We start from the raw sequence: 24,402 nt of genomic DNA, 5'->3' as shown, positions 1-24,402 counted from the left end.
TTGCCCCCGACACCCCCACCAGAGGGCTCTGCCCTCTGGACACCCGCCAGGACCGTAGCGGCCCTGGACCCCGGGGAGTTGGGGCGTATCCGGCCAAGGTATTTCTGATTGATATTTATGATAAAAATGGCGCCCTACCTGCGAAGGTAGGGCGCCAAATTCATATCAGGTCCAGGAGATATTATCTCCTGGCGGGGTCGTCAGGGGCAGCGCCCCCGCCTTACGCCTTCACCGCTTCAGCCAGCGCCCGCACGTCATCCAGCACCGCCCGCACCGTCCCCGGCGTCGCGCGCCCTTCGCTGTCCAGCGTGCTGGCCAGCTTGTCGATCAGCGCGCTGGCCACCACGGCGCCATCGGCGATCTTCGCCGCTTCCGCCGCCTGTTCGGGCGTGCGCACGCCGAAGCCGATGGCGATCGGCAGGTCGGTGTGCTGCCGCACCAGCGGGATGGCGGCGCGCAGGGCGTCGCCCGTCGCGCTGCGCGTGCCGGTCACACCGGTGATGGCGACGTAGTAGATGAAGCCCGAGCTGTTCTTCAGCACCGAAGGCAGCCGCGCCGCGTCGGTGGTGGGCGCCACCAGCCGGATCATGTCCAGCCCCTGCGCCATGGCGAAGGGCTGCACGTCCTGGCTTTCCTCGGGCGGCATGTCGACGACGATCAGCCCGTCGACGCCCGAGGCCGCGGCATCCACGCAGAAGCGTTCCGGCCCGTAGCTGATGATGGGGTTCAGGTAGCCCATCAGGATGATGGGCGTGTCCTGGTCTTCCTCGCGGAAGTCCCGCACCATGGCCAGGGTGCCGGCCATGGTGGCGCCGGCCTTGAGCGCGCGCTGCCCGGCCAGCTGCACCGTCGGGCCATCGGCCATCGGGTCGCTGAAGGGCATGCCGATCTCGATCAGGTCGGCGCCCGCGCCCGGCATGCCCCGCAGGATGGCCATGCTGGTCGCGGGGTCGGGGTCATAGGCTTCGAGGAAGGGCATCAGCGCGCCGCGCCCTTCCTGCTTCAGGGCGGCGAAGCGCCTGGCGATACGGCTCACAGCTTCACCCCCAGATGGTCGGCCACGGAGAAGATGTCCTTGTCGCCCCGGCCAGAGAGGTTGATCAGGATGACATGTTCCTTCGGCAGCGTCGGCGCGATGGCCATGGCATGCGCGATGGCGTGGGACGGCTCCAGGGCGGGGATGATGCCTTCGAGCTTGGAGCAAAGCTGGAACGCCTCCAGCGCCTCCTTGTCGGTCGCGGAGACATACTTCACCCGCCCGATCTCATGCAGCCAGGAATGCTCCGGCCCGATGCCGGGGTAATCCAGGCCGGCCGAGATCGAATGGCCCTCCAGGATCTGGCCGTTCGCATCCTGCAGCAGATAGGTGCGGTTGCCGTGCAGAACGCCGGGGCGCCCGCCGGTCAGGCTGGCGCAATGGCCGTTCTCCACGTCCAGCCCATGGCCCGCGGCCTCCACGCCACGGATTTCCACCGAGGCGTCGTCGAGGAACGGGAAGAACAGGCCCATCGCGTTGGACCCGCCGCCGATCGCCGCCACCAGGGTGTCCGGCAGGCGGCCGATGGCCTCCTGCATCTGCACCTTGGCCTCGTCGCCGATCACGCACTGGAAGTCGCGCACCATCTGCGGATAGGGGGCGGGGCCCGCCACCGTGCCGATGCAATAGTAGGTGTCGTGGACGTTCGCGACCCAGTAGCGCAGGGCCTCGTTCATCGCGTCCTTCAGCGTGCCGGCGCCGGCCGTGACGGACACGACCTCCGCGCCCAGCAGCTTCATCCGGAACACGTTCGGCTTCTGGCGTTCCACATCAGTGGCGCCCATGAAGACCGTGCAGGGCAGGTTGAACAGCGCGCAGGCGGTGGCGGTGGCCACGCCGTGCTGGCCGGCCCCGGTCTCCGCGATGATGCGCGTCTTGCCCATGCGCTTGGCCAGCAGGATCTGGCCCAGCACGGCGTTGATCTTGTGGGCGCCGGTGTGGTTCAGGTCCTCGCGCTTCATCCAGACCTGGGCGCCGCCCAGGTGCTCAGTCAGGCGTTTGGCGTGCCACAGGGGGCTGGGGCGCCCCACGTAATCCTTCAGAAGCCAACGCCACTCGGCCTCGAATGCGGGATCCTGGCGGGCGGCGTCATAGGCCTCCTGCACTTCCTGGATGCACGGCATGAGGGTTTCGGCCACGTAGCGGCCGCCGAATGTGCCAAAGCGGCCGGCCGCATCGGGGCCGGAGCGCAGGCTGTTGGGCTGAAGGGGCTGGTTCAACGTCGTTCCCCGTTTCCTTGGGCTTGTGACGCTGGTGCTTCTAAAGCACTTCCGCCCCCGCTGATACCTAGGGGACGCGAACCACTTCGCAGAAGCGCAGCCCGCCCGGGTCCATGCTGGTGCGCATCAGCGCGCAGGGGCCGAGCGCCAGCCCGTGCCGCGCCAGGGCGCGGCGCATCGTGTCCTCGTTCTCGGACGGGTCCGTCAGCAGGCGGAAGGGGCCGCGATGTTCCGCGATGGCGCGGTTCACGCGGCGGCGCAGGCCATAATCCTCGCCCAGATGGTCGGCCAGGATGTTGTTGTAGAGGGCGACCACCCGCACCGTGGGCGGCAGGAACGGCACCACATAGGACAGCGGATAGCCGCCCGCGATCAGCAGCATGCCGTCGGCCGGCATGTCCGGTGCGGGCTCGAAGCGGAACAGCGGCGCGCGATGCGCCGTATGGCCCCAGTCAGGTTTTACCGTGTTGAAGATCGCCACCGCCGCCAGCCCGCCGAACAGCGCCACCGCCACTAGGCGGGGCCGCTGCACCAGCCGGCCGACGGCCACCATGGCCAGCAGGCCGGACAGGCTCTCGGCCAGCAGCAGATAGCGGTAGATGCCGAACATCCAGGCCCACATCGCATAGGCGCCGGCCATCACGACCAGCAGCATCAGCGGCGCGCGTTCACGCCGGATGACGTCGAGCCTGACGCCCCGGCGGAACAGCAGCACCAGCAGAAGCAGCGCCGCGAGGTAGCCGATGGCCATGCGGGCATCCATCATCGGCACTTCCGTCGAGATGACGCCCGGCTGCAGCCAGTAGAAGGGATAGAACAGCGCCTGCACCACGCCGCGCGGCAGGAAGCGCTCGTCGGCCAGGCGGATCGGCGGAAATTCCGGCGAACGGAAAAACTGGTTGTGGAAGGGGAAGAACAGGCTGCCGAATTCCGCCTGCAGCATCAGCGCGAAGGGCAGCCACGCCAGCAGGAAGCCCGCCAGCATGCCGCACCCCATCAGCAGCACAGGCCGCCGCCCCGGCAGCAGCAGCGCGGCGAGGCCCAGCGGCAGGGCGTAGAGGCCGTTCACCGGCTGCAGGCCCATCGCCGCGCCGCAGGCCAGGCCCGCCAGCAGAAGCCTGGCCCCCTCACCCCACCCGTTGAGCGGGGCGCCGGCCTGGCGCAGCATCAGCCACAGGCCGAGCAGCAACGGGCAGGCGAACAGGATGTCCTGGGCGCTGCTGCCGATCTGGGACGCGAAGCCCGCGCCCGTCACGCCCAGCAGCACTGCGATCCAGGCCGCCAGCTTGCCGACCCGCCGCGCCAGGAAGGCGCCCGCGGCCAGCTGAAGCGCGATGCGCGACAGCAGCCACGCATAAAGGCCCGCAGGCATGCCCATCACGAAGGCCAGCAGCCAGGGCCTGTCCCCCAGCCGCGTCGCCAGCCAGTAGTAGGGCACTCCCCCCAGCGGGTTCAGATAGGTCTGGAGCTGCGCCGGCGCGACGTCGAGGCCCAGCCGCCCGTGCAGGAAGGCGTGGCTTCCATACAGAAGGGAATTCCGCAGGTTCCAGTTGGTGTCGGTGCCGAGGGAAGCGGAGGCGTATCCGCCCAGGACCATCAGGGCCAGCAGCAGCGCCGCCTGACGAAGAAAGCCCTGCGTGAAGGTTGGATGCTGCATGGGCCCCCTGCGGTCGAGATCCCGCCGGGAGGGCGGCGCCGTTCGGTCTTAGGAACCACCCCCAAGCGGGTCAAGTTGTGAAGCGGGTTACCGCTCCAGCCGGCACAGTTCATAGCCGCCGGGCTCGAGGTTGCTGCGGACCGGCGCGCAGGGGCCGATGCGCATCCCGAAGCCCGCCAGATAGGCGGCCTGCACGCCACGGTCGCGCCCGTTCTCGGCCAGCATCAGCAGCGGGCCCCGGTGCCCGGCGATCGCCGCGCGTATGCGCCGGATCAGGCCATGTTCCTCGCCCTCGCGCACCAGGTTGTTGCGCAGGCCGATGGCGCGGATGCCCGGCGGCATGAACGGTACCAGATAGGACAGCGCGTCGTCGCCCACGAGCAGCACCATGCTGTCGGGCGCCATGGCCGGCATCTCCACCCCGACCGCTTGCCGTCCGTGGCGGACATGCGGCCAGTTGGGCGCGCGCGTCGATACCAGGATGGCGGCGGCGGCCAGGCCATAGGCCGCGCCCAGCCGCAGCCGGCGCTCCCGGAACAGCTCCCGTCCCGCCAGCATCATCAGCACGCCGGACAGGCTCTCGACCACCAGCAGGTAGCGGTAGATGCCGAACATGTGGGTCCATAACGCCAGGGCGCCCGCGCAGAACAGGAACAGCAGCAGGGCAGGGCGGGCAATGCGGGGCGGTTCCTCAAGCAGCCATCGGCTCGCGGCAGCCGCCAGGACCAGCACGGCCGAGAGGTAGCCGGCCGCGACCCGCCAGTCCCGCATGCCCAGCTCGGTGACCAGCCCCGTGTTCCGGACCGTCCAGTAGAAGGGGTAGAACACGGCCTGCATCGTGCTGCGCGGCAGGAAGCGGTCATCGGTCAGCCGCACCGGCAGATAGTCCGGCGAGGCGAAGATGTCATTGTAGAGCGGAAAGACCGGGCTGGCGTGCAGTTCGCGCATGATCAGGGCAAAGGGCCCCCAGCCCGCCAGGAACGCGATCCCCATGGCGATGCCGGCGGGCACCGCGGCGCGCAGCCCGAACAGGCCCAGCACCAGCAGCCCCAAGGGCGCGGCATACAGCACATTGGTCAGCTTCAGCCCCACCGAGGCGCCGGCCAGCAATCCCAGCAGCACCATCGCCCCGGTCCTCGGCCGGCCCCCGGCATAGGCCGCGCGCAGGGCCAGCCAGACCGCGAGCATCACCAGGGCGGCCACATTCACATCCGCCATGGATGAACCGATGGAGGGCCGCACCCCGGCGCCCGTCATGCCCAGCAGGGTGGCGGCCGCCGCCAGGGCCAGGGCGGCCCGGCCGCGCCCCATCACGTCCCGCGCCACCAGCAGCGCCACCTGCCACAGAGCGAAGGCATAGACCCCTGCCGGAACCCCCATCAGGAAGGCCAGGACGCGGGGGAAGCCGTTCAGGCCCCGGAACAACCCGTAGTAGTAGAAGTTCACGAGAGGGTTGAAGAAGCTCTGCTGCTGGGCGGGCGCGATGTCCTGGCCGATGCGCCCGTTCAGCAGCGCATAGGGGCCGTAGAGGTGGTAGTTGCGAAGGTCCCAGTTGGCGTCGGTGCCGGTCCGCACCGACCACAGCCCCGCGGCCATGCACATAAGCACCAGCAGCAGCCATTGCGGGCCGCTGCCGCCGCGCCCGGCCCACCGGCGCAGCTGTGACCATGCCATCGCAACAACCTCCGCCGCCGGGAACCGCTGAGCCGGGCTTAGGCAGCGCGCCCCATACGGTCAAGGCGCCGTCCCACTCTCGCGCGGCGTGCCGTCAGGCTCTAGAAGGACCACGAGTTCACAACCGGAACACCATGTTCGACCACCACACCGCCGCCGGGACCCGTGTCGCCGTCCTGGTGCCCTGCCACAACGAGGCCCTGACCGTCGCGGAGGTCGTGGCCGGATTCCGCGCGGCGCTGCCTGATGCCGAGATCTATGTCTACGACAACAACTCGACCGACGGCACGGCCGAGGCGGCGCTCGCCGCCGGCGCCATCACCCGCTTCGAGGAGCAGCCCGGCAAGGGCAGCGTGGTGCGCCGCATGTTCGCCGACATCGATGCGGACTGGTACATCATGGTCGACGGCGACGCGACCTATGACCCGACCGTGGCGCCCGAACTGCTGCGCTTCGGCGCCGCGGGCGGCTATGACCTGGTGAACGTCGCGCGCCAGGAAACCGCCGAGAAGGCCTACCGCCCCGGCCACCGCCTGGGCAACCAGCTGCTGACCGGCATGGTGGGCGCGGTGTTCGGCAGGCGGACCACCGACATGCTGTCGGGCTACAAGCTGTTCTCCCGCCGCTTCGCGAAAAGCTTCCCGGCCATGAGCAGCGGCTTCGAGATTGAGACCGAGATCATGATCCATGCGCTGGAACTGCGCATGCCGATCGGCGAGATCGCGGCCCCCTATGGCGAGCGGCCGGAGGGCTCCGTCTCCAAGCTCAAGACCTATGCCGACGGCTTCATCATCCTGAACATGATCGGCCAGCTGATCCGGCGCGAGCGGCCGCTGGCCTTCTTCGGCGCGGCGGGGCTGGTGCTGCTGCTGGGCTCGCTCGCCCTCGGCCTGCCGCTGGTGTTCGAGTTCCTGGAGACCGGCTTCGTGCCCAAGCTGCCCACGGCGGTGCTGGCCTCGGGCATGATGATCTCGGCGCTGCTGTCCTTCGCGGTGGGGCTGATCCTGGACGCGACCACCCACACGAGGCGGGAGCTGAAGCGCCTGGCCTATCTCTCGGTGCGATAGGCCATCATTTCCCGCAGATGGGCGGCGGCGCCTTCCGCCAGCCCCTCCAGGTCATAGCCGCCCTCCAGCATGCTGACGACGCGGCCGGGCGGCGAGGCCGCCATGATCTCCCGCGTGATCCAGGCGAAATCCTCGGCTTCCAGCTCCAGGCTGGCCAGCGGGTCGCGGCGGTGGGCATCGAAGCCGGCCGAGACGATCACCAGCTCAGGCGCGAATTCCCGCACCCGTGCCAGCAGCCCCTCCCAGGCGGCGCGGAACTCGGCCCCGCCCGAACCAGGGCGCAGCGGCGCGTTCGCCACATTGCCCACGCCCACCTGCCAGGCCGCCCCGCTGCCGGGATAAAGCGGCATCTGGTGGCTGGAGCAGAACAGGATGCTCGGGTCGGCCTCCACGCAGGCCTGGGTGCCGTTGCCGTGATGCACGTCGAAATCCAGTATCGCGACGCGGCCCACCCCCAGCGCCCGCTGGGCATGGCGCGCGGCGATGACGACGTTCGAGAAGATGCAGAAGCCCATGGCCGTGTCGGGTTCGGCATGATGGCCGGGCGGGCGCACCGCCGCGAAGGCCGCGCGCGCCTCGCCGGCCATGACCGCCTCCACCGCGCGGATGCCGGCGCCCGCCGCGCGCAGGGCGGCCTCCAGGCTGCCGGGGCCGATGGCCGTGTCGGCGTCCAGCCGCACCAGCTCTCCGTGCCGGGGGTGGGTGGCCAGCACGCGCTGCACGTAATGCGGGGGATGGGCCAGGGTCAGCTGCGCTTCGGTGGCCTGCGGCGCGTCCTCGCGCAGCAGGGCGTCGAACTCGGCCTCGGCGAAGGCCGCATGCAGGGCGCGCAGCCGGTCCGGGCGCTCGGGGTGGCCCTCGCCCATGTCATGCAGCAGGCAGGCCGGATGGGTCAGCAGCAGGACAGGGGCGGTCATGCTCAGCCCTCCCGCCGGCGCAGCACCACGCGCAGCACCTCATCCTCCTTCGCCAGCGACACCAGCCCATGGCCGGTCTCCTCCGCGAAGGCCGGAAAATCCTTCTCGGCGGCGGGGTCGGTCGCCAGCACCAGCAATTCGGCCCCCGGGGCCATGCCCCGCAGCGCCTTGTTGGCCTTCAGGACCGGGAGGGGGCATTTCAGCCCCCGGACATCGAGCGTTTCCATCCCCTGTATGATGCGACGGGAAGCCTTGCCCGCAAGGGTGCGGCGCGCGAAACAGGGGCATGCGCATCGGTATTGATCTCGGCGGCACGAAGATCGAGGTGGTGGCCCTGGCGGAAGCGGGCCATGCCCTGCTGCGCCGCCGGGTGCCCACCCCCCGCAGCTACAACGGCGTGCTGGACGCCATCCGCTTCCTGGTGGACGGCGCGGAGGAGGAGCTGGGCGCCAGCGGCACGGTGGGTGTCGGCATTCCCGGCAGCCTGTCGCCGGCCACCGGTCTGGTGCGCGGCGCCAATTCCACCTGGCTGAACGGCGGCCGGCTGGAGGAGGATCTCTCCCGCGCCCTGGGCCGCCCGGTGCGCATCTCCAACGACGCCAACTGCCTGGCGATGAGCGAGGCGAGCGACGGCGCCGCGGCCGGGGCCGCCAGCGTCTTCGCCGTCATCCTGGGCACCGGCGTCGGCGCCGGCGTGGTGCTGGACGGCAAGCTGCTGGAGGGGATGAACCGCATCGGCGGCGAATGGGGCCACAACCCGCTGCCCTGGATGACGGCCGATGAGTTCCCCGGCCGCCGCTGCTTCTGCGGCCGCGACGGCTGCATCGAGACCTTCCTCTGCGGCCCCGCCCTGGCACGCGATTGCGACGGAGAGGGCGCGACCGACGCCACCGGCCTGCCGGCCCGCGCCGCTGCCGGGGATGAGCGCGCCGCCGCCACCCTGGCCCGCCACGCGGACCGGCTGGCCCGTGCCCTGTCCCATGTCATCAACATCCTGGACCCGCAGGTGATCGTGCTGGCGGGCGGGCTGTCCAACATGCAGCACCTGTACACGGAGGTGCCGAAGCTCTGGAAACGCTGGGTGTTCTCCGATGTGGTGAACACCCGGCTGGTGCCGGCCAGGCACGGCGACAGCTCCGGCGTGCTCGGGGCGGCGCGATTGTGGTAAGCGGCCGTCCGGCAGGGCTGTCGGGCCGGTCTGGCGTGGCCTTTTCCGCGCCGGTCCAAAGCCAGCCCTCAGCCGACCGCCCTGCCGGACGGCCGCCCGCGATCTGCCGCGATTGCGACGAGCAGGAGGTGCCGGCCGCCACCTGCCCGCGCTGCGGCAGCCGGCGCATCCTGCGCCATGCGGAGCTGTTCGACCTCTCGATCGCCCATGTGGACTGCGACGCCTTCTATGCCAGTGTCGAGAAGCGGGACCGCCCGGAACTGGCGGCCAGGCCCGTCATCATCGGTGGCGGCAGGCGCGGGGTGGTCAGCACGGCCTGCTACATCGCCCGCACGCGCGGCGTGCACTCGGCCATGCCCATGTTCAAGGCGCTGGCCCTGTGCCCCGATGCCGTGGTCATCAAGCCCGACATGGCCAAATACGTGCATGAGGGCCGGCGCATCCGCGAGATGATGCAGGCGCTGACGCCCCTGGTGCAGGCGCAGAGCATCGACGAGGCGGTGATGGACCTGTCGGGAACGGCGGCCCTGCACCGCGCCCCGCCCGCCGTGGTGCTCGCCCGCCTCGCGCGGCAGGTGGAGCGCGAGGTGGGGGTGACCATCTCCATCGGCCTGGCCCCCAACCGGCTGCTGGCCAAGATCGCGGTGGACCGCGACAAGCCGCGCGGCTTCGCCGTGATCGGCGCGGCGGAGGCCGCGGGCCTGCTGGCCCCCGAACCGGTCACGCTGCTGCCGGGCGTCGGGCCCGCGATGGCGAAGCGGCTGTCCAGCGCCGGCTTCACCCGGCTGGGCCAGCTGGCCGCGCTGGACGCGCGCGATGCCGCCCGCCGCTTCGGTGAGGAAGGCCCGGGCCTGGCCGCCCGCGCGCGCGGCGAGGACAGCCGGCCGGTGCGCCCGGAGCGCGACACCAAATCCGTCTCCACCGAGACCACCTTCGAGCGCGACATCAGGGGGCTGGAGGAGCTGGAGACCATCCTGTGGAACCTGACGGAGAAGCTGTGCCGGCGCCTGGCCGGCAAGGAGCTGGCGGCGGGCGGCGTGGTGCTGAAGCTCAAGACCGCTTCTTTTGCCCTGCGCACCCGCAATGTGCGCCTGCCGCATCCCAGCCTGGTGCCGGAGCCCATCTTCGAGGCCGCCCGCGCCCTGCTGGCGCGTGAGGTGGACGGCACCGCCTATCGCCTGATCGGCATCGGCGCCCAGCCCCTGGCCGATGCGCGGGACGCCGATGCGCTGGACCTGGCGGACCCGGATGCGCCCCGCCAGGCGAAGCGCTGGCAGGCGATGGAGAAGCTGCGGGAGAAGTTCGGCGCCGGCGCCGTGGTGAAGGGCCGTTCGCTGAAGTGATCAGCCGGTGCCGATGTAGAAGATTGTGCCCGTGAAGGCGAAGCCGCCCACGCCCAGCCCGCCCTGAATCTGCGGCAGGTCCATCAGCGCCTGGCCCACCTGGGGCAGGTTGGACGGCACGTTGATGCGGGTGGAGCACAATTCCCGATCCGGGTGGAACAGCCCCACATCCGTGATGCTGAACACGCAGAGCTGCGCTCCCAGCACCACCGCCGAGGCACCCACCTGCACGATGTCGAACTTCTCCCGCTGGATGTCCTGGCAGGAGAAGGTGCCGTCCAGCGCGCTCCAGCCGTAATCCTGGGTTGGGGGGTGGAAGTTCGGGTTGATCAGCTGGCGGATGATGTCGGAGTAGGGGATGGAGACGGCGCTGCCGATGCTGCCGCCCGCGCCCGCGCCGCCGGCCACAGCCAGGAACACGGGGCGCACCGGAATGTCCGGGCTGCGGAACTGCATGAAGAACACGCCGCCGCCCAGTATCGCGGCGCCGCCCACCTGCGCGATGATGCAGGCCTGCCAGCGCGACGAACGCTGCTCCCACCAACCCATGACGCTTCTCCTGCACCGAAGGCGGAACTATCCGGCGCTTCGCGGCAATTTCAGGGCGACGGCGCCCGTCCGTGCCGATCCCGCAACATCGTGATGATGGCCGAGAAATCCTGGCCCGCATGCTCCGCCGCGAACTCGCCGTACAGGTCGAGCGCGAGCCGGCCGAGCGGTGTCTCGGCACCGAAATCCTCGGCCGCCTGCTGCGCCAGCCCCAGGTCCTTCAGCATCAGGGAAGTGGCGAAGCCCGGCACATAGTCCCGGTTGGCGGGGCTGGCCGGCACCGGGCCGGGCACGGGGCAATAGGTGGTCAGCGACCAGCACTGGCCAGAGGATGTGCTGGCCACGTCATACAGCGCCTGGTGCGACAGGCCGAGCTTCTCGGCCAGGACGAAGGCCTCGCAGGTGCCGATCATCGAGATGGCCAGCAGCATGTTGTTGCAGGCCTTGGCCGCCTGCCCGGCGCCGGCGCCGCCGCAATGCACGCGCTTCCTGCCCATCGCGGCCAGGATGGGGTCTGCGGCCGCGAAGGCTTCCGCCTCGCCGCCCACCATGAAGGTCAGGGTGCCGGCCTCGGCGCCCATGACGCCGCCGGAGACGGGCGCATCCAGCATGCGCGGGCCCAGTGCCGCCGCCAGTTCCCGTGCCGTGCCGACATCGATGGTGGAGCAGTCGATCAGCAGCGCGCCAGGGGCGATGGCACCCGCCAGCCCGCCTTCCTCCAGCCAGGCCTCATGCACATGCCGCCCGGCCGGCAGCATGGTGATGACGACCCCAGCCCCCTGGGCGGCCTTGGCCGCGCTGGGCATCACGATGCCGCCGCCGGCGGCGAAAGCCTCCAGCGCCGGCATGCTGAGGTCGAAGCCCTTCACGCTGTGCCCGGCCTTGACCAGGTTCAGCGCCATGGGCAGGCCCATCCGGCCCAGCCCCACGAACGCGATGTCGGCCATGTTTCCCCCTGTTGTCTTGCTTCAGGCGGGGATGATGCCCGGCGCGCGCGCCTCCGTCATCAGCTTCGCCACCGGGGCGGCTTCCGCGCCCGGGCGGCTGACATAGGGCAGGGCCAGGTATTCGGCCGTCATCCGGCCCCGGGCGGCCTCATGCCGGGTATAGCCGCGCCGGGCGGAGTGAAAGCGCAGGTGCGGATGCGCCGCGATCAGCGCCAGGGCGCCGGCATCGGCATCCCGGCCATCGCCGTCGCTGGCGATGGAGGTCGCGACGAATTCCGTGCCCAGCGCCCGGTCCCCCGCCGTGACCAGCCCCGCCCAGGCGCGGTGCACATCGCCCGTCAGCACGATGGGATTGGCGATGCCGCGATCGCGCAGCCCCTGCATCACGCGGCTGCGGGCAGCGGGATAGCCGTCCCAGCTGTCCATGCTGAACTGGTCGCCCGGATAGGGGCGGGTGGCCATGAAGATCTGCTGGCCCAGCACCTGCATCGCCGCGCCGTTGCGCACGCTGTCGAACAGCCAGGCCTCCTGCGCGCTGCCCATCACCTGGGCGGCGGGGTTATGCACGGCCTCGCAGGCCTGCTTGCGGCCATCGCCGCAGGGCTGGTCGTCGCGGAAGCTGCGGGTGTCCAGCACATGCAGCGCCATCTGCCGGCCGAACACCAGCCGGCGATAGGCCGTGATGTCCGGCCCGCGCGGCAGGGCGGCGGGGCGCACCGGCATGTTCTCGTACCAGGCGCGGAAGGCGGCGGCCTTGCGCAGCGCGAACTCCACCCCCGCCGGCTGCGGTACGGAGGGGATGTCGCTGACCCAGTTGTTCTGCACCTCATGGTCGTCGAAGGTGACGATGAAGGGGTGGGCCGCGTGCACGGCCTGCAGGTCGGCATCCCGGCGATACTGGGCATAGCGGGCGCGGTACTGGTCCAGCGTGACGCATTCCGGCCCGTCCACCGCGCGCGCGATCAGCGGCGAGGCACCCACGGCACGGTGGCCGTATTCATAGATGTAGTCGCCGTTGAAGAAGACGAAATCCAGCGCGTCATCGGCGGCCGCATGGCGCCAGGCGGTGAAATAGCCGTGCTCGTAGCGCTGGCAGCTGGCGTTGACGAAGCGCACGGGCACATCGGCATCCGGGGCGGGCGCGGTGCGGGTGCGTCCCACCCGGCTCGTCTGCCCCTGGGCCGTGAAGCGATACCAGTAGTGCCGCCCCGGCTGCAGGCCGGTGGGGATGACATGCACGGCATGGCCGTGGTCGGGGCCGGCCACGGCCTCGCCGCGCGCCACCACCTGGCGGAACCCGTCATCGGCCGCGATTTCCCAGCGCAGGGGCACGGGCTCCGGCGTGCGGGGCGTCAGGCGGGTCCAGAGCACGACGGAATCGGGCCAGGGGTCACCGCTGGCCACCCCCAGGCCGAACAGCCCTTCCTCCTGCGCGAGCGCGACGCAGCCGGGCTGGGTGGCCAGCGCCGTCAGCGCCAGCGCGCCGGTCAGCAGGCCGCGGCGGTGCAGATGGAGGATGTGGCGGTCGGCGCTGTGCATGGGCGCGACCATACCGCGCGCGTGACGATTTGCGGATGACGGCACGGCAACAAATGCCGTGCCGCCAGGGGGATCAGTCCAGGGTGATCCGCGCTTCGCGCGCGATGCCCTGCCAGCGGGTGGCGCTGGCGGCCACCCAGCTGTCATTCTCGGCGCGCGGCACGGCCAGGGGCTCCACGAAGGCCGTGCGCAGGCGTTGCGCCGTCTGCTCCGTGCGGGACTTCTCCAGCGCCTCGGTCAGTCGCGCCACGATATTGGCCGGTGTGCGCTTGGGCACCGCCAGGTTGAACCAGATGCCGAGGTCGTAACCCGCGAGGCCCGCCTCGGCCATGGTCGGCACATCGGGCAGGGCGCTGGCGCGGGTGGTGGTGGTCACGGCCAGCGGGCGGATGGAGCCGGCGCGGATCTGCGCGGTGGAGGTGGCGGTGGTGTCGAAGCCGAAATCCACCTCCTTCGCCAGCATCGCCGCCACCAGCGGCGAGGAACCGCGATAGGGCACATGGGTCGCCTCGATGCCCGCCATGCGCAGGAACACGGTGGCGGAGAGATGGGAGGAGGAGCCGTTGCCGACCGAGCCATAGGTCAGCGGCTTGCGCCGGGCCTCCGCGATGAAGCCGCGCAGGTCCGTCGCCTCGACGCGGCCAGGGATGACGGAGAGGATGTTCGCCACCTCCCCGATCGTGCCCAGGCTCGTGAAGTCCCGCACCGCGTCCACGCCGGAATTGGCATAGAGGATGGGGTTCACGCCGAACAGCGCGGTGGTGCCGAACAGGATGGTGTGGCCGTCGGCCTCGGCCTGGGCGGCGGCGACGGTGCCGATATTGCCGCCCGCGCCGGCGCGGTTCTCCACCACCACGGGCTGGCCCAGCTCATGGGTCAGCGGGTCCGCGATGATGCGGCCCACGATGTCGTTCACGCCGCCGGGCGGATAGGTCACGATGAGGCGGATCGGGCGGCTGGGAGCCCAGCTCTGTGCAAGGGCCGGGGCCGCCAACAGGCTGCCGGCCCCCGCCAGCGCGGCGCGGCGAGACGTGATGATCATGGACGTTTCCTTCTTCTGCGAAATGGGTAACGCGCGGGAAGGGCCGGGGCAACCGTTCGCATCACGGCGACGTTGGGTTATCAGGCCCGCCCAATGCTCCCTCGCTTCGTCCTCATCCTCATGTTGCTGTTTTCAGCTGTTTCCGCCTGGGCCCAGCCTGGGCAGGACGATGCGCGCCTGGGTGCCGCCCGTGCCCAGATCAACCGCTGCGAGGCAAGCGCCGAGGCGCTCGGCCGTGTCCGCGCGCGGGAGGTGAACCTGGCCTTCGCCCGCCTGGCCCCCTTCGCCGAGGAAGTTCTGGCCCGCCACCGGCTGGAGACCACCATCACCCAGGGCGGGCGTGAGCTTCACCTGCGCCTGCTGCTGCGGGATCTGCGGGACATGCCCACCCCGGACGGCAACCCGCGCACCACCTACCGCACGGACGTCGACACCCAGGCGGTGCTGCAGGACCGGCGTTCCGCGATCGCCTCGCTGTGGCGGGTGGATGAGGCGACGGTGCGCGCCGCGGACCGCGCCTATGACATCCGGGTGGGCGAAAGCCCCGACGAGCCCCCGCGCCTGATCGACCCCGCGGAGCCCGCGCCGCTCGACGGCTACGATATCAGGGCCATCCATGCCGACCGCTACAGCGGCTTCGCGGCGCTGGTGCTGCAGTCGCGTCCCGGCCTGCCGCCCCACCGCATCTATGCCATCGCCGGCACCCATGTGTTCGAGCACACGGATTTCCGGGGCTGGGCCTCGGGGCTCACCTTCTCCCGCGCGCAATATGTCTCCGACGCGGCGCTGGCGATGATCGCCGAGGCCGCGGACTATGCCGCCTCGCCCGATGGCGGGGAGGTGTTCATCACCGGCCAGAGCCAGGGCGGGTTGTCGAGCCAGGGCCTCGGCTTCCTGGTGCAATCCTACCTGGAGGAGCAGGGCGCGCCGCATCGGCTCGTGCATGTCGTCTCCTGGGGCGGCACCGGCGCGCAGGAGGCATTGGCCCGGCTGGTGCATGAGCGCGAACGCGGCTTCCCCGCCGCGCTGGAGCGCCATTGGGCCGCGACCAACCCCGACCACGCCGTGGCGATGCGCGTCTGGCAGAGCCTGACCGCGCGCTGGGCGCGCGTGGTGCCGGGGCAGGAGATGGCGCATGTGGCCCAGGTGGCGGCCGGGATGCGGGTCGTGGGCTACTTCTTCGAGATCGACCTGTTCGCCCGCGCCGGCACCTTTCCCGGCACCACCTTCGCCTTTCCCACCGCGCTGATGCTGCCTGACCACTGTGAGCCGCTGGTGCTGGAACTGGTGGTGGGCAAGGCGGCCGGGCGGCTGGGCGTCAGGCTGGAATCGCATTTCCTGCGCGGCTATCGCCGGGCGGTGGAGCGCGGCGCCCTGGCCCTGGCCCGCCCGGCGCAGCCGGCGAAATGGCAATGGGTACAGGCGCTGATGGCGCCCCTGGAAATGCTGGGCGATTTCTGGCTGCAGAACATCTTCTATGACGGAGAGGCCACGACGGAGGCGCATTGGCGCGACTGCCGCCGCGCCGGGCATTGGGTGACCATGCACAATGCCAGCTGCCGCCAGGGCTGGTGGCCCGGCTGCGCGCGGGTGCCCGCGGAACCCTTCTGGTGCCTGGCCCGATAGGGTTCTGGCGGCCTGGCTCGCCTGGGCCTATATCGTCATGATGCGCCGCAAAAAGATGCCCGACCCCTTTGCCGACTACGCCTGGCTGGCCCAGGCGGGTTGGGTCTACGGCATGCACAGCGCCCAGCTCTGGGCCAACCCGGCGCAGGCCCATGAACGCCTGACGGAGCTGGCCTTCGAGAAGTGGCAGGCCTGCATGACCGGTGCCTTCGACGCCGGCGCCGCCATGATGCGCGGCGCGACCCCGGAAGCCGTGGCCAAGGCGGCCATGGCGCCCGCCCGCCGCCGGGTCAGCGCCAATGCCAAGAAGATCGGCAAGGGCTGAGGGTCAGGCCCTGCGCCGGAACAGCTCGATCCCGGCGCCCTCGGATTCCGGGAAGATCTGGCGCTTCATGATGCGGATGCGGGCGGCCTTCACCCGGGCATCGCGGAACACCTCGGCCAGGGCTTCCTCGGCCAGCGTCTCCAGATATTCCACATGGCCGCGCCCGCTCCAGCTCTTCACCAGTCGGCGGATGGGGTCGTAATCCACGATGCCCTCGGCGCTGGGCTGCACGGCTTCCACCGGCACGAACATCTCCACATCGACCGAGAGCAGGTTGGGCCGCTCGGGGAAGCGTTCCCAGGGGTGGATGCCCACCGCCACCTCGACCGTGATGCCCGTGACGCGGGAGGCGACGTAGCCTTCGGGAAAGAGGGTGATCGCCTCCATGCTGGTTCCTGATCCTGGGGGTGGCGCGTGCTGCGCCCGCGATATAGGACCAGCCCGGCGAATGGCGCAAAGGGCCGAAGGGGCATTCATGGCAGGCAATGTGCTGATCACGGGCGCCGGGCGGCGCATCGGTGCCGCCATCGCGCGGCATCTGTCGGCGCTGGGCTGGGGCGTGGTGCTGCATTACCGGGATTCGGCCGCCGAGGCCGAGGCCCTGGCCGCCAGCCTGCCGCGCGCCTGGACCATCCAGGCGGATCTGGAGGACGCGCAGGCCGCAGCCGTCCTGCCGGGCCGCGCCGCCGCGCTGGCCGGGCGCATCGACGCGCTGGTGAACAACGCGAGCCTGTTCGACTACGATCAGCCCACGGCCTTCTCGGCTGAAGCGTTCCAGCGCCACATGGCGGTGAACCTGCTGGCGCCCGCGCTGCTCGTGAAGGGCTTCGCCGAGGCCCTGCCCGATGATGCGCAGGGCGCGGTGGTGAACCTGCTGGACAACCGGCTGTTCGCGCCCAATCCCGACTATTTCACCTACGCATTGTCAAAATACGGTCTTCTGGGCATGACGGAAATGCACGCGCTGGCCTATGCGCCTCGCATCCGCGTGAATGGCGTGGCGCCGGCAATCGTGCTGGTCTCGGGCGACCAGACGGACGAGAACTTCCGCCGCGCCCATATCAACAACCCGCTGCAACGCGGCGTCGAGCCACAGGACGTGGCCGATGCCGTCGCCTATCTGCTGGGCGCGCGCAGCACGACCGGAGAAGTGATCGTGGTGGATTCCGGACAGCGCCTGCGCCGGCGGGGCAGGGATGTGGCCTTTCCCGCAGCGACGGGGGTGGTGCGATGATCGACGCGCCGAACGCCCATCGCCGCACGCGGCTCGTGTTCGTGCGGGGGCTGGAACTGACCGCCAGGCTCGGCATCCACCCGCATGAGAAGGCCTCCCCCCAGACCATCGTCGTGGGGGTGGAACTCGAGGTCTATGACGAAAGCGCGCCCGAGGGCATCGGCCCCGACGCGCTGGAGCGGGTGGTGGACTATCAGGCCGTGGTGCATGCGGCGCGCGGCGTGGTCGCGACCGGGCATGTGTTGCTGGTGGAGACCCTGGCCGAGACCATCGCGGCCGCCGCGCTGCAGGATCCGCGCGTGGCGGTGGCGCGCGTGACGGTCGAGAAGCCCGATGCCTTTCCCGATGTGCGCAGTGTCGGCGTTGTCATCGAACGGACAAGAGTTTGAAAAACCAGCGCCCTGGGGGTTGACCGAGTCTGCAATTCGTCCACCGGCCGGGCTGCTGCTTCAACCATGGGGTGAAGGCAAGCGCTTTTTGTAACATGGCAGAATGTTCACGACCGCGTGCGAGGGGTTTTTTGTTCTAGATCAAATAGTTATCTTTCCAGCTCAAAATTTGGGCAGTAACAAAGGATTGGCGGATGGCCGCCATTTTCTCTGCCCCGCCAGAATTATTCCCACAGGGTTATCCACAGATTCCGTGGAGAACTCACAAGCCCTTGAGTCCGCAACAAACCCCGGCCACATGACCGCTGACATGCCAGAGAACGACCCGCCCGAAGCCCCGATGGAGGGCGATGCCGCCCCCGTCATGCAGGGGCTGGCGGTGCTCGAGGCCGCGCTGCCCACCCTGCCGCTCTCGCCGGGCGTGTACCGCATGCTGGATGCGCGCGGAGAGGCGCTTTACGTGGGCAAGGCCCGGGCGCTGCGCCGGCGGGTCACGACCTATACCCAGGTGGCCAGGCTGCCGGAACGCCTGCGGCGCATGGTGTTCGAGACGCGGCGGCTGGAGGTGATCACCACCGGCAGCGAGGCCGAGGCCCTGCTGCTCGAAGCCAACCTGATCAAGAAGCTGCGGCCGCGCTTCAACATCGTGCTGCGGGACGACAAATCCTATCCCTGGCTGATGCTCAGCGAGGACCATGCGTACCCGCAGATCGCCAAGCACCGGGGCGAGCGCCGCAAGGGCGCGAGTTACTTCGGCCCCTTCGCCAGCGCCTGGGCGGTGAACCAGACCATCACGGCGCTGCAGCGCGTGTTCCTGCTGCGCACCTGCCGCGACACGGTGTTCGACAGCCGCGATCGCCCCTGCCTTCTGTTCCAGATCAAGCGCTGCTCGGCGCCCTGCGTCGACCGCGTCAGCCGCGAGGAATACGGCGAGCTGGTGCGGGAGGCGAAGCAGTTCCTGGCCGGTGAGACGCCCTCCATCCAGAAGCGCCTGGCCGCCGAGATGGAACAGGCCGCCGAGGCGCTGGAATTCGAGCGCGCGGCGTCACTGCGTGACCGTATCCGGGGCCTGACGCATGTTCAGGGCAGCAGCCGCATCAACATGGAAGGCGTGGGCGACGCCGATGTGATCGCCCTGCACATGGCGGCCGGGCAGAGCTGCGTGCAGGTGTTCTTCTTCCGCGGCGGCCGCAACAACGGCAACCGCCCCTACTTCCTGACCCACGCCAAGGCCGACATCACGCCTGAGGAGGTGATGGAGAGCTTCCTGGGCCAGCTCTATGAGGATCTGCCCCCGCCGCCGCTGGTGCTGTTGAGCCATGAGCCGAGCGAAGCCCCGCTGCTGGCCGAGGCGCTGCGCATCAAGGCGGGCCGCAAGGTGGAGCTCTCTCGCCCGCAGCGCGGCGACAAGCGCGCCGCCGTGGAGCACGCGGCGACCAACGCGCGTGAGGCGCTGGAGCGCCGGCTTGCGGAATCCACCGCCCAGGGCGCGCTGCTGGAGGGGGTGGCGACGGTGTTCGGCCTGCCGGACACGCCCAGCCGCATCGAGGTGTACGACAACAGCCACATCCAGGGCGCCAATGCCTATGGCGCCATGATCGTGGCGGGTGCCGGCGGCTTCATGAAATCGGCCTATCGCAAGTTCTCGATCCGCGAGGCCAAGGGCGGCGACGACTTCGCCATGATGCGGGAGATGCTGGAGCGCCGCTTTGCCCGGGCGTTGAAGGAAGACCCGACGCGCGAGGGTGAATCCTGGCCCGACCTGCTGCTGATCGACGGCGGCGCGGGGCAGTTGTCCTCCGTGCGCGCGGTGATGGCGGAGCTGGGGGTGGATGACATTCCGGTGGTGGCCATCGCCAAGGGCGTGGACCGCGATGCCGGGCGCGAGTGGTTCGAGATGGACGGCCGCGAGGCCTTCCAGCTGCCGCCGCGCGACCCCGTTCTGTATTATCTGCAACGCCTGCGCGACGAGGCGCACCGCTTCGTCATCAACACCCACCGCGCCGGCCGGTCGAAGTCGCTGGTGAAGAGCGAGCTGGACGAGGTGCCGGGCGTGGGCACGCTGGTGAAACGCAAGCTGTTGAACCATTTCGGTTCGGCGCGGGGCGTCAGGAATGCGGGGCTGGATGATCTGGTGAATTGTCCGGGGATCGGGCAGAGCCTGGCGAAGAAGATCTTCGAGCATTTTCATCCGGCTTGAATGTTCTTTTTTGGAAAAAAGAACCAAAAAACTTTTGGGAATTTAGAGGGCGGGGAGCCACCTTCGGCGTTGGTCGGCTCGAAAAGTCTTTTTGCTTCTTTTTCTTCGGAAAAAGAAGAATCCCTCTGAGCCCCTTTTCGCCGCAGCGCAGCGTGGCATAACCCCGCCCATGATCCGTCTCGACAACATCAGCAAGCAGAACGGCCAGCAGCTTCTCTTCATCGAGGCCTCGGCCGCGTTGCAGAAGGGCGAGAAGATCGGCCTGGTCGGCCCCAACGGCGCCGGCAAGTCCACGCTGTTCCGCATGATCACCGGCCAGGAAGTCCCCGATGAGGGCCAGGTGTTGATCGATCGCGGCGTGTCCATCGGCCTGTTCAGCCAGGATGTGGGCGAGATGTCCGGCCGCAGCGCGGTGGCGGAGGTGATGAACGGCGCGGGCGATGTCTCGACCGTCGCGGCCGAGCTGCGTGAGCTGGAAGCCGCCCTGGCCGACCCCGACCGCATGGATGAGATGGAGGCGCTGATCGAGCGCTTCGGCGAGGTGCAGGCGCGCTTCGACGACCTGGGCGGCTATGCGCTGGAGGCCCAGGCACGCGAGGTGCTGAACGGCCTGTCCTTCAGCCAGGAGATGATGGACGGCGACGTCGGCAACCTGTCGGGCGGGTGGAAGATGCGCGTGGCGCTGGCCCGCATCCTGCTGATGCGCCCCGATGTGATGCTGCTCGACGAACCGTCGAACCACCTCGATCTCGAAAGCCTGATCTGGCTGGAGAACTTCCTGCGCGGCTATGACGGCGCGCTGCTCATGACCTCCCACGATCGGGAGTTCATGAACCGCATCATCAACAAGATCATCGAGATCGATGGCGGTTCGCTGACGAGCTACTCGGGCGACTATGAGTTCTATGAAACTCAGCGCGCCATGAACGAGAAGCAGCAGCAGGCGCAGTTCGAGCGCCAGCAGGCGATGCTGGCCAAGGAAATCAAGTTCATCGAGCGCTTCAAGGCGCGCGCCAGCCACGCCGCCCAGGTGCAGAGCCGGGTGAAGAAGCTCGACAAGATCGAGCGCGTGGAACCCCCCAAGCGCCGCCAGACCGTGAGCTTCGAGTTCCAGCCCGCCCCCCGCTCGGGCGAGGATGTAGCGAGTCTGAAGGGCGTCTCGAAGCGGTACGGCAGCCGGGTGATCTATGACGGCGTCGATCTGCTGATCCGCCGGCGCGAACGCTGCTGCGTGCTGGGCGTGAACGGCGCCGGCAAATCCACCCTGCTGAAGCTGATCACGGGCGACAGCGCGCCTGACGAGGGCACCGTGACCCGCGGCGCCAGCGTGAAGATGGGCTATTTCGCCCAGCACGCCATGGAGCTGCTGGACGGCGAGCACACCGTGTTCGAGGCGCTGGAGGACAGTTTCCCCCGCGCCGCGCAGGGTTCCCTGCGCGCGCTGGCCGGCTGCTTCGGTTTCTCGGGCGATGAGGTGGAGAAGCGCTGCAAGGTGCTGTCGGGCGGTGAGAAGGCGCGGCTGGTGATGGCCCGCCTGCTGTATGATCCGCCGAACTTCCTGGTGCTGGACGAGCCGACCAACCACCTGGACATGGCCACCAAGGAAATGCTGATCGAGGCGCTGAAGGCCTATGAGGGGACGATGCTGTTCGTCTCGCACGACCGGCACTTCCTGGCGGAGCTGTCCAACCGCGTGCTGGAGGTGACGCCCGAGGGCATCCACCAGTATGGCGGCGGCTATACCGAATACGTGGCCAGCACCGGGCAGGAAGCGCCGGGGCTGCGTTAGGCCGCCAGCCGATACAGCGTGATGCCGCCGGCCTCGCCCAGCGGCATCTTCCCCACCGCCCAGCGCGGCAGCTCCGCCTCGCGGTGCCAATGCGTGGCGCCAGGGGCCAGGTCCGGCAGGGCGCCCGCGATGGCGCGCGCCGCGATGCGCCGGCAGATGGCCAGCGCCGCGTCGCCTTCCGGCACGCGCCAGGCCTCGCCTTCCACCCGCCAGCAGCCGAACTGGAACGGCGCGCGGCAGACGGCCGCCACCAGACCCGGCAGGCTGACCATCGGGCTGTTCCCCGCGAAGCGCGCCCGCGCGGCGGCATCCTCCTTCGCCAGCCGCGCGCGGCGCAGCACCAGGGCGGCCAGCGCCTCGATGCCGCGCACGGGGCAGCGGCCGGCCTCCGCATACAGGGTACGGGCCAGGATCTCGGTCGGGTTCATCGGCGGGTCGCCTCTTCCAGCTTGGCTTCGATGCGGTTCAGGTGCTCGGTCACGCGCTGGTCCAGGCTGCGGATCAGCGACAGGGGCACGTAGGTGCGCGCCACTTCCAGCTTGAAATGGGCCAGTTCCTCCCGCGTGCGGGACAGGCCATCGGTCTGGCGCAGGTCGCCGCGCTCGATGCGGCGGTCCAGCTCGCGCCGGATGCCCAGCAGCATCCAGAACAGCCCCATCAGCATGGGGGCCTGCACCACGGAAACGATCAGGTTGGGGGGGACCTCGGCGGGCGTCATGCTATAAGCCTCTGGCAAGGGGATTTTGATGATGTGGAATGAACCGTATCTCGAGACCTGCTGCCGTTCGGCCCTGCACCGGCTGACGCTGGTGGGCACGCATGGCCGCCCGCCCGGGCTGAAGGACGGGCCGTGCCTGAAGCGGCTGCAGTCCATGGGCCTGTCGGCCGAGCGACCGGACGGAAGGTTCGAGATCACCGCGGCGGGGCGCGAGCGCCACGCCGTGGAGATCATCCCCCGCGCCAGGACGCTGGGCGCGCGGGCGGCGGCCTAAGGGGCAAGCGAACAGGCTCGCTCAGGATCAGCCCGGCGGCAGCATCCAGCCCGTCATCCCGCGCGTTGCGGTCCTCCGGGCGCCAGTCGGTCATTTCGGCGCTGAACGGGCCATCCAGCACGCGGTCATGTGCGAACAGGCGCCGCGCCGCGAGTAGCGGGTCGAAGGCCGCCAGGATGCGGTCGGCCTTGGCCTTGTGGCTGTTGTGCTCGCGCACGGTCGCCGCCGCCCCGGCCTCGGCCAGCGCCCGCCGCAGCAGCGCGGGCAGGAACTTGCCGATGCCGTTGGTCTCCACGAATACCGCGGGCAGCTTCAGGTCACGCACGATCGCGGCCACCTGCCGGCATTGCTGGGTGGCGTTGTCCGTCTCCGCATCCGGGTCGTGGGTCAGCCAATCCATGCTGTGCAGGAAGTGGCAGCCCTCGCCGTCCGAGAAGGCGGTGGCGAGCACCGAGCCGTCGCCTGCCTCACGCCTGCCGAAGGAGGGGTCCCAGAAGGCCCCGCCCGACAGCATCCGCCGGCCCAGCAGGTCCATCTGGGCGCGGCCGTTGGCCTCCCGGTATTCGGGTTCGGCGCGGTAGCGGATGATGAGCGCGGGGTCGAGCCGCGCGGCCTCCGCCCGCACCGGTTCCAGCTGCATCTGCCGGGCGAAGGCGAGCGGCCCCACGCGGTCCCGCAGCGCCATGATGGCGGGCAGCGGGAAGCGTTCGGGCCAGGCGCTGTCGCCGGCGCTGTTCAGCATCGGCAGGCGCAGGCGGCGATAGCCGCGCAGCAGCGGCTCCTTCTCCGGCCGGTAGAGCGTCTCGGCCGAATGCGGGGTGCCCACCATCAACTGCGTGCCGCCGGGCACGAGCACGAATTCGCTCTCGGCCAGGCGTTCGCGCAGCTCCGCGCGCTTGGTGGCGGTGTCGCAATTGCCCGCCACCTCCACGTCGTCGCAGATGATCAGTTCCGCGCGGTTGCCGGTGATGTTGCCGCCGATGCCCTGCGCCATCATGGACGGGTCGCGCAGCACGGCCTTCCGGGCCACGGTGAAGCGGTCCGCCGCCCAGGCATCCGCGCCGTCCGGCAGAAGGGGCGCGCAGAGCGGGTGGCGCTCGATGATGCGCCGGACCTGGCCCACCATCTTGCCTGCCAGCGCCTGGTCGGCCGCGATGACCAGGATGCGCGCATCCGGGTTGGTCACAAGCCACCAGGCGCAGAACAGCCCGACCAGCGTGGACTTGCCCGAGCCCCGGAACGCCATCAGCAGCAGGCGGGTGTCGCCTGCCTCCCGCCGCGTGCCCAGCCAGCGGGCGATGCGGCGGTGGTGCGCGGGCGTCGACTGGCCCTGCACCTCGTTCCAGACCCAGACGAACTCAATAAACTCAAGTGTCGGCCTCCGGCTCACCCGTGGTGTCCTCCGGCTTGTCCCCGGCCAGGGCTGCGCGGGCGCGGGCCACGATGGCGGAGAGGTTGTCGCCTGGCGCCTGTTGCCCGGCATCGCCGAGCTTCATGAGCGCCTCGAGATGCGAGAGGGCGGCCTTGGCGGCGTTGTGCCGCGCAAGGAACAGCTTGGACGTGTCGAGGTCCTGGAACGCGGCATTGCCCGCGAGGAAGTTGCGATATTCCTCCGCGACCAGCCGCGTCTGTTCCTCCAGATCCAGCCCCGCCCTTTTCAGGCGGCGCCGCGCCACTACAGCGTCACC

25 protein-coding genes are annotated in these 24,402 nt (G+C 69.8%); 10 read left to right on the top strand and 15 right to left on the bottom strand.

Annotated elements, in window-relative coordinates:
- Nucleotides 1-220: 220 nt before the first annotated feature.
- The 4 genes from trpA to EOD42_RS20330 form a co-directional block, all read right to left on the bottom strand.
- Complete coding sequence (gene trpA, locus EOD42_RS20345) at nt 221-1,036, bottom strand: tryptophan synthase subunit alpha (RefSeq protein WP_127789409.1); 816 nt, start codon at nt 1,034-1,036, stop codon at nt 221-223.
- Nucleotides 1,033-2,256, bottom strand: coding sequence for a tryptophan synthase subunit beta (trpB, locus tag EOD42_RS20340; RefSeq protein ID WP_127789408.1), 1,224 nt, complete (start codon nt 2,254-2,256; stop codon nt 1,033-1,035). The genes trpA and trpB overlap by 4 nt, the downstream gene beginning before the upstream one ends.
- A 67-nt stretch (nt 2,257-2,323) precedes the next feature.
- Nucleotides 2,324-3,913 carry a hypothetical protein gene (locus EOD42_RS20335; protein ID WP_127789407.1) on the bottom strand — a complete coding sequence of 530 codons (1,590 nt, stop codon included), beginning with the start codon at nt 3,911-3,913 and terminating at the stop codon, nt 2,324-2,326.
- Between the two features lie 87 nt (nt 3,914-4,000).
- A complete protein-coding gene (locus EOD42_RS20330; protein ID WP_127789406.1) occupies nt 4,001-5,587 on the bottom strand; it encodes a hypothetical protein in 1,587 nt (528 codons plus the stop codon).
- A 134-nt stretch (nt 5,588-5,721) separates the two neighbouring features.
- Here EOD42_RS20330 and EOD42_RS20325 point away from each other — a divergent pair, with 134 nt between their 5' ends.
- The gene (locus EOD42_RS20325) at nt 5,722-6,654 is read left to right on the top strand and encodes a glycosyltransferase family 2 protein (protein WP_127789405.1); all 933 of its coding nucleotides are present in this window, start codon (nt 5,722-5,724) and stop codon (nt 6,652-6,654) included.
- Here EOD42_RS20325 and EOD42_RS20320 read toward each other — a convergent pair.
- Both EOD42_RS20320 and EOD42_RS20315 read right to left on the bottom strand, forming a co-directional pair.
- Nucleotides 6,636-7,571, bottom strand: coding sequence for a histone deacetylase family protein (locus tag EOD42_RS20320; RefSeq protein WP_240655230.1), 936 nt, complete (start codon nt 7,569-7,571; stop codon nt 6,636-6,638). The two genes, EOD42_RS20325 and EOD42_RS20320, sit on opposite strands and share 19 nt — an antisense overlap.
- Nucleotides 7,572-7,573: 2 nt before the next feature.
- Nucleotides 7,574-7,798, bottom strand: coding sequence for a sulfurtransferase TusA family protein (locus EOD42_RS20315; protein ID WP_127789404.1), 225 nt, complete (start codon nt 7,796-7,798; stop codon nt 7,574-7,576).
- Between the two features lie 59 nt (nt 7,799-7,857).
- On the opposite strand from EOD42_RS20315, the gene EOD42_RS20310 reads away from it, so the two are divergent.
- Together EOD42_RS20310 and EOD42_RS20305 are read left to right on the top strand one after the other, a co-directional pair.
- A complete protein-coding gene (locus EOD42_RS20310; RefSeq protein WP_127789403.1) occupies nt 7,858-8,739 on the top strand; it encodes an ROK family protein in 882 nt (293 codons plus the stop codon).
- Between the two features lie 35 nt (nt 8,740-8,774).
- Nucleotides 8,775-10,082, top strand: coding sequence for a DNA polymerase IV (locus EOD42_RS20305; protein WP_127789429.1), 1,308 nt, complete (start codon nt 8,775-8,777; stop codon nt 10,080-10,082).
- On the opposite strand, the gene EOD42_RS20300 is transcribed toward EOD42_RS20305, so the two are convergent.
- The 4 genes from EOD42_RS20300 to EOD42_RS20285 all read right to left on the bottom strand — a co-directional run bounded on the left by EOD42_RS20300 (nt 10,083) and on the right by EOD42_RS20285 (nt 14,159).
- Nucleotides 10,083-10,631: a hypothetical protein gene (locus tag EOD42_RS20300; protein ID WP_127789402.1), complete on the bottom strand. Its 549-nt coding sequence runs from the start codon at nt 10,629-10,631 to the stop codon at nt 10,083-10,085.
- A 50-nt stretch (nt 10,632-10,681) separates the two neighbouring features.
- The gene (gene mmsB, locus EOD42_RS20295; RefSeq protein WP_127789401.1) at nt 10,682-11,578 is read right to left on the bottom strand and encodes a 3-hydroxyisobutyrate dehydrogenase; all 897 of its coding nucleotides are present in this window, start codon (nt 11,576-11,578) and stop codon (nt 10,682-10,684) included.
- Between the two features lie 21 nt (nt 11,579-11,599).
- Complete coding sequence (locus EOD42_RS20290) at nt 11,600-13,117, bottom strand: alkaline phosphatase D family protein (protein ID WP_164868035.1); 1,518 nt, start codon at nt 13,115-13,117, stop codon at nt 11,600-11,602.
- A 73-nt stretch (nt 13,118-13,190) separates the two neighbouring features.
- Nucleotides 13,191-14,159, bottom strand: a complete 969-nt coding sequence (locus EOD42_RS20285) for a Bug family tripartite tricarboxylate transporter substrate binding protein (RefSeq protein ID WP_127789399.1) — start codon at nt 14,157-14,159, stop codon at nt 13,191-13,193.
- Nucleotides 14,160-14,279: 120 nt separating this feature from the next.
- Here EOD42_RS20285 and EOD42_RS20280 point away from each other — a divergent pair, with 120 nt between their 5' ends.
- Both EOD42_RS20280 and EOD42_RS20275 read left to right on the top strand, forming a co-directional pair.
- A complete protein-coding gene (locus tag EOD42_RS20280) occupies nt 14,280-15,785 on the top strand; it encodes a hypothetical protein (RefSeq protein ID WP_127789398.1) in 1,506 nt (501 codons plus the stop codon).
- A 37-nt stretch (nt 15,786-15,822) separates the two neighbouring features.
- A complete protein-coding gene (locus EOD42_RS20275; RefSeq protein WP_127789397.1) occupies nt 15,823-16,110 on the top strand; it encodes a hypothetical protein in 288 nt (95 codons plus the stop codon).
- Nucleotides 16,111-16,113: 3 nt separating this feature from the next.
- Here EOD42_RS20275 and EOD42_RS20270 read toward each other — a convergent pair whose 3' ends face one another.
- A complete protein-coding gene (locus EOD42_RS20270) occupies nt 16,114-16,497 on the bottom strand; it encodes a dihydroneopterin aldolase (protein ID WP_164868034.1) in 384 nt (127 codons plus the stop codon).
- A gap of 88 nt (nt 16,498-16,585) precedes the next feature.
- On the opposite strand from EOD42_RS20270, the gene EOD42_RS20265 reads away from it, so the two are divergent.
- The 4 genes from EOD42_RS20265 (at nt 16,586) to EOD42_RS20250 (ending at nt 21,722) form a co-directional block, all read left to right on the top strand.
- Nucleotides 16,586-17,344, top strand: coding sequence for an SDR family oxidoreductase (locus EOD42_RS20265; RefSeq protein ID WP_127789395.1), 759 nt, complete (start codon nt 16,586-16,588; stop codon nt 17,342-17,344).
- Nucleotides 17,341-17,733, top strand: a complete 393-nt coding sequence (folB, locus tag EOD42_RS20260) for a dihydroneopterin aldolase (RefSeq protein ID WP_127789394.1) — start codon at nt 17,341-17,343, stop codon at nt 17,731-17,733. The genes EOD42_RS20265 and folB overlap by 4 nt, the downstream gene beginning before the upstream one ends.
- Before the next feature lie 310 nt (nt 17,734-18,043).
- Complete coding sequence (gene uvrC, locus EOD42_RS20255; protein ID WP_240655228.1) at nt 18,044-19,933, top strand: excinuclease ABC subunit UvrC; 1,890 nt, start codon at nt 18,044-18,046, stop codon at nt 19,931-19,933.
- Nucleotides 19,934-20,102: 169 nt separating this feature from the next.
- Nucleotides 20,103-21,722, top strand: a complete 1,620-nt coding sequence (locus EOD42_RS20250) for an ABC-F family ATP-binding cassette domain-containing protein (protein WP_127789392.1) — start codon at nt 20,103-20,105, stop codon at nt 21,720-21,722.
- On the opposite strand, the gene EOD42_RS20245 is transcribed toward EOD42_RS20250, so the two are convergent.
- Together EOD42_RS20245 and EOD42_RS20240 are read right to left on the bottom strand one after the other, a co-directional pair.
- A complete protein-coding gene (locus EOD42_RS20245; RefSeq protein ID WP_127789391.1) occupies nt 21,719-22,150 on the bottom strand; it encodes a cell wall hydrolase in 432 nt (143 codons plus the stop codon). The genes EOD42_RS20250 and EOD42_RS20245 overlap by 4 nt on opposite strands.
- Nucleotides 22,147-22,440, bottom strand: coding sequence for a hypothetical protein (locus tag EOD42_RS20240; RefSeq protein ID WP_127789390.1), 294 nt, complete (start codon nt 22,438-22,440; stop codon nt 22,147-22,149). The genes EOD42_RS20245 and EOD42_RS20240 overlap by 4 nt, the downstream gene beginning before the upstream one ends.
- A 31-nt stretch (nt 22,441-22,471) precedes the next feature.
- Between EOD42_RS20240 and EOD42_RS20235 the strand changes: the two genes are divergently transcribed.
- A complete protein-coding gene (locus EOD42_RS20235) occupies nt 22,472-22,714 on the top strand; it encodes a hypothetical protein (protein WP_127789428.1) in 243 nt (80 codons plus the stop codon).
- Here the strand turns inward: EOD42_RS20235 and terL are convergent.
- Complete coding sequence (gene terL / locus EOD42_RS20230; protein WP_127789389.1) at nt 22,671-24,104, bottom strand: phage terminase large subunit; 1,434 nt, start codon at nt 24,102-24,104, stop codon at nt 22,671-22,673. The genes EOD42_RS20235 and terL overlap by 44 nt on opposite strands.
- Nucleotides 24,082-24,390: a hypothetical protein gene (locus EOD42_RS20225; RefSeq protein ID WP_127789388.1), complete on the bottom strand. Its 309-nt coding sequence runs from the start codon at nt 24,388-24,390 to the stop codon at nt 24,082-24,084. Before EOD42_RS20225 ends, terL begins: the two co-directional genes overlap by 23 nt.
- Nucleotides 24,391-24,402: the final 12 nt, after the last annotated feature.

The sequence above is a fragment of the Rhodovarius crocodyli genome, assembly GCF_004005855.1.
Classification (GTDB): Bacteria; Pseudomonadota; Alphaproteobacteria; order Acetobacterales; family Acetobacteraceae; genus Rhodovarius; species Rhodovarius crocodyli.
Note: the sequence above shows the minus strand (reverse complement) of the source record. Positions and strands in the feature narration are given on the sequence as shown.

Excerpts from the sequence above, each read along its gene's own strand:
- EOD42_RS20300 (WP_127789402.1), bottom strand. The coding sequence starts at position 10,631 with ATGGGTTGGTGGGAGCAGCGTTCGTCGCGCTGGCAGGCCTGCATCATC.
- EOD42_RS20315 (WP_127789404.1), bottom strand. The coding sequence starts at position 7,798 with ATGGAAACGCTCGATGTCCGGGGGCTGAAATGCCCCCTCCCGGTCCTG.
- EOD42_RS20265 (WP_127789395.1), top strand. The coding sequence starts at position 16,586 with ATGGCAGGCAATGTGCTGATCACGGGCGCCGGGCGGCGCATCGGTGCC.
- folB (WP_127789394.1), top strand. The coding sequence starts at position 17,341 with ATGATCGACGCGCCGAACGCCCATCGCCGCACGCGGCTCGTGTTCGTG.
- EOD42_RS20330 (WP_127789406.1), bottom strand. The coding sequence starts at position 5,587 with ATGGCATGGTCACAGCTGCGCCGGTGGGCCGGGCGCGGCGGCAGCGGC.
- EOD42_RS20280 (WP_127789398.1), top strand. The coding sequence starts at position 14,280 with ATGTTGCTGTTTTCAGCTGTTTCCGCCTGGGCCCAGCCTGGGCAGGAC.
- EOD42_RS20285 (WP_127789399.1), bottom strand. The coding sequence starts at position 14,159 with ATGATCATCACGTCTCGCCGCGCCGCGCTGGCGGGGGCCGGCAGCCTG.
- EOD42_RS20290 (WP_164868035.1), bottom strand. The coding sequence starts at position 13,117 with ATGCACAGCGCCGACCGCCACATCCTCCATCTGCACCGCCGCGGCCTG.
- EOD42_RS20250 (WP_127789392.1), top strand. The coding sequence starts at position 20,103 with ATGATCCGTCTCGACAACATCAGCAAGCAGAACGGCCAGCAGCTTCTC.
- EOD42_RS20270 (WP_164868034.1), bottom strand. The coding sequence starts at position 16,497 with ATGGAGGCGATCACCCTCTTTCCCGAAGGCTACGTCGCCTCCCGCGTC.
- mmsB (WP_127789401.1), bottom strand. The coding sequence starts at position 11,578 with ATGGCCGACATCGCGTTCGTGGGGCTGGGCCGGATGGGCCTGCCCATG.
- EOD42_RS20335 (WP_127789407.1), bottom strand. The coding sequence starts at position 3,913 with ATGCAGCATCCAACCTTCACGCAGGGCTTTCTTCGTCAGGCGGCGCTG.
- EOD42_RS20235 (WP_127789428.1), top strand. The coding sequence starts at position 22,472 with ATGTGGAATGAACCGTATCTCGAGACCTGCTGCCGTTCGGCCCTGCAC.
- EOD42_RS20320 (WP_240655230.1), bottom strand. The coding sequence starts at position 7,571 with ATGACCGCCCCTGTCCTGCTGCTGACCCATCCGGCCTGCCTGCTGCAT.
- EOD42_RS20240 (WP_127789390.1), bottom strand. The coding sequence starts at position 22,440 with ATGACGCCCGCCGAGGTCCCCCCCAACCTGATCGTTTCCGTGGTGCAG.
- EOD42_RS20245 (WP_127789391.1), bottom strand. The coding sequence starts at position 22,150 with ATGAACCCGACCGAGATCCTGGCCCGTACCCTGTATGCGGAGGCCGGC.
- EOD42_RS20325 (WP_127789405.1), top strand. The coding sequence starts at position 5,722 with ATGTTCGACCACCACACCGCCGCCGGGACCCGTGTCGCCGTCCTGGTG.
- uvrC (WP_240655228.1), top strand. The coding sequence starts at position 18,044 with ATGCCAGAGAACGACCCGCCCGAAGCCCCGATGGAGGGCGATGCCGCC.
- EOD42_RS20310 (WP_127789403.1), top strand. The coding sequence starts at position 7,858 with ATGCGCATCGGTATTGATCTCGGCGGCACGAAGATCGAGGTGGTGGCC.
- EOD42_RS20275 (WP_127789397.1), top strand. The coding sequence starts at position 15,823 with ATGATGCGCCGCAAAAAGATGCCCGACCCCTTTGCCGACTACGCCTGG.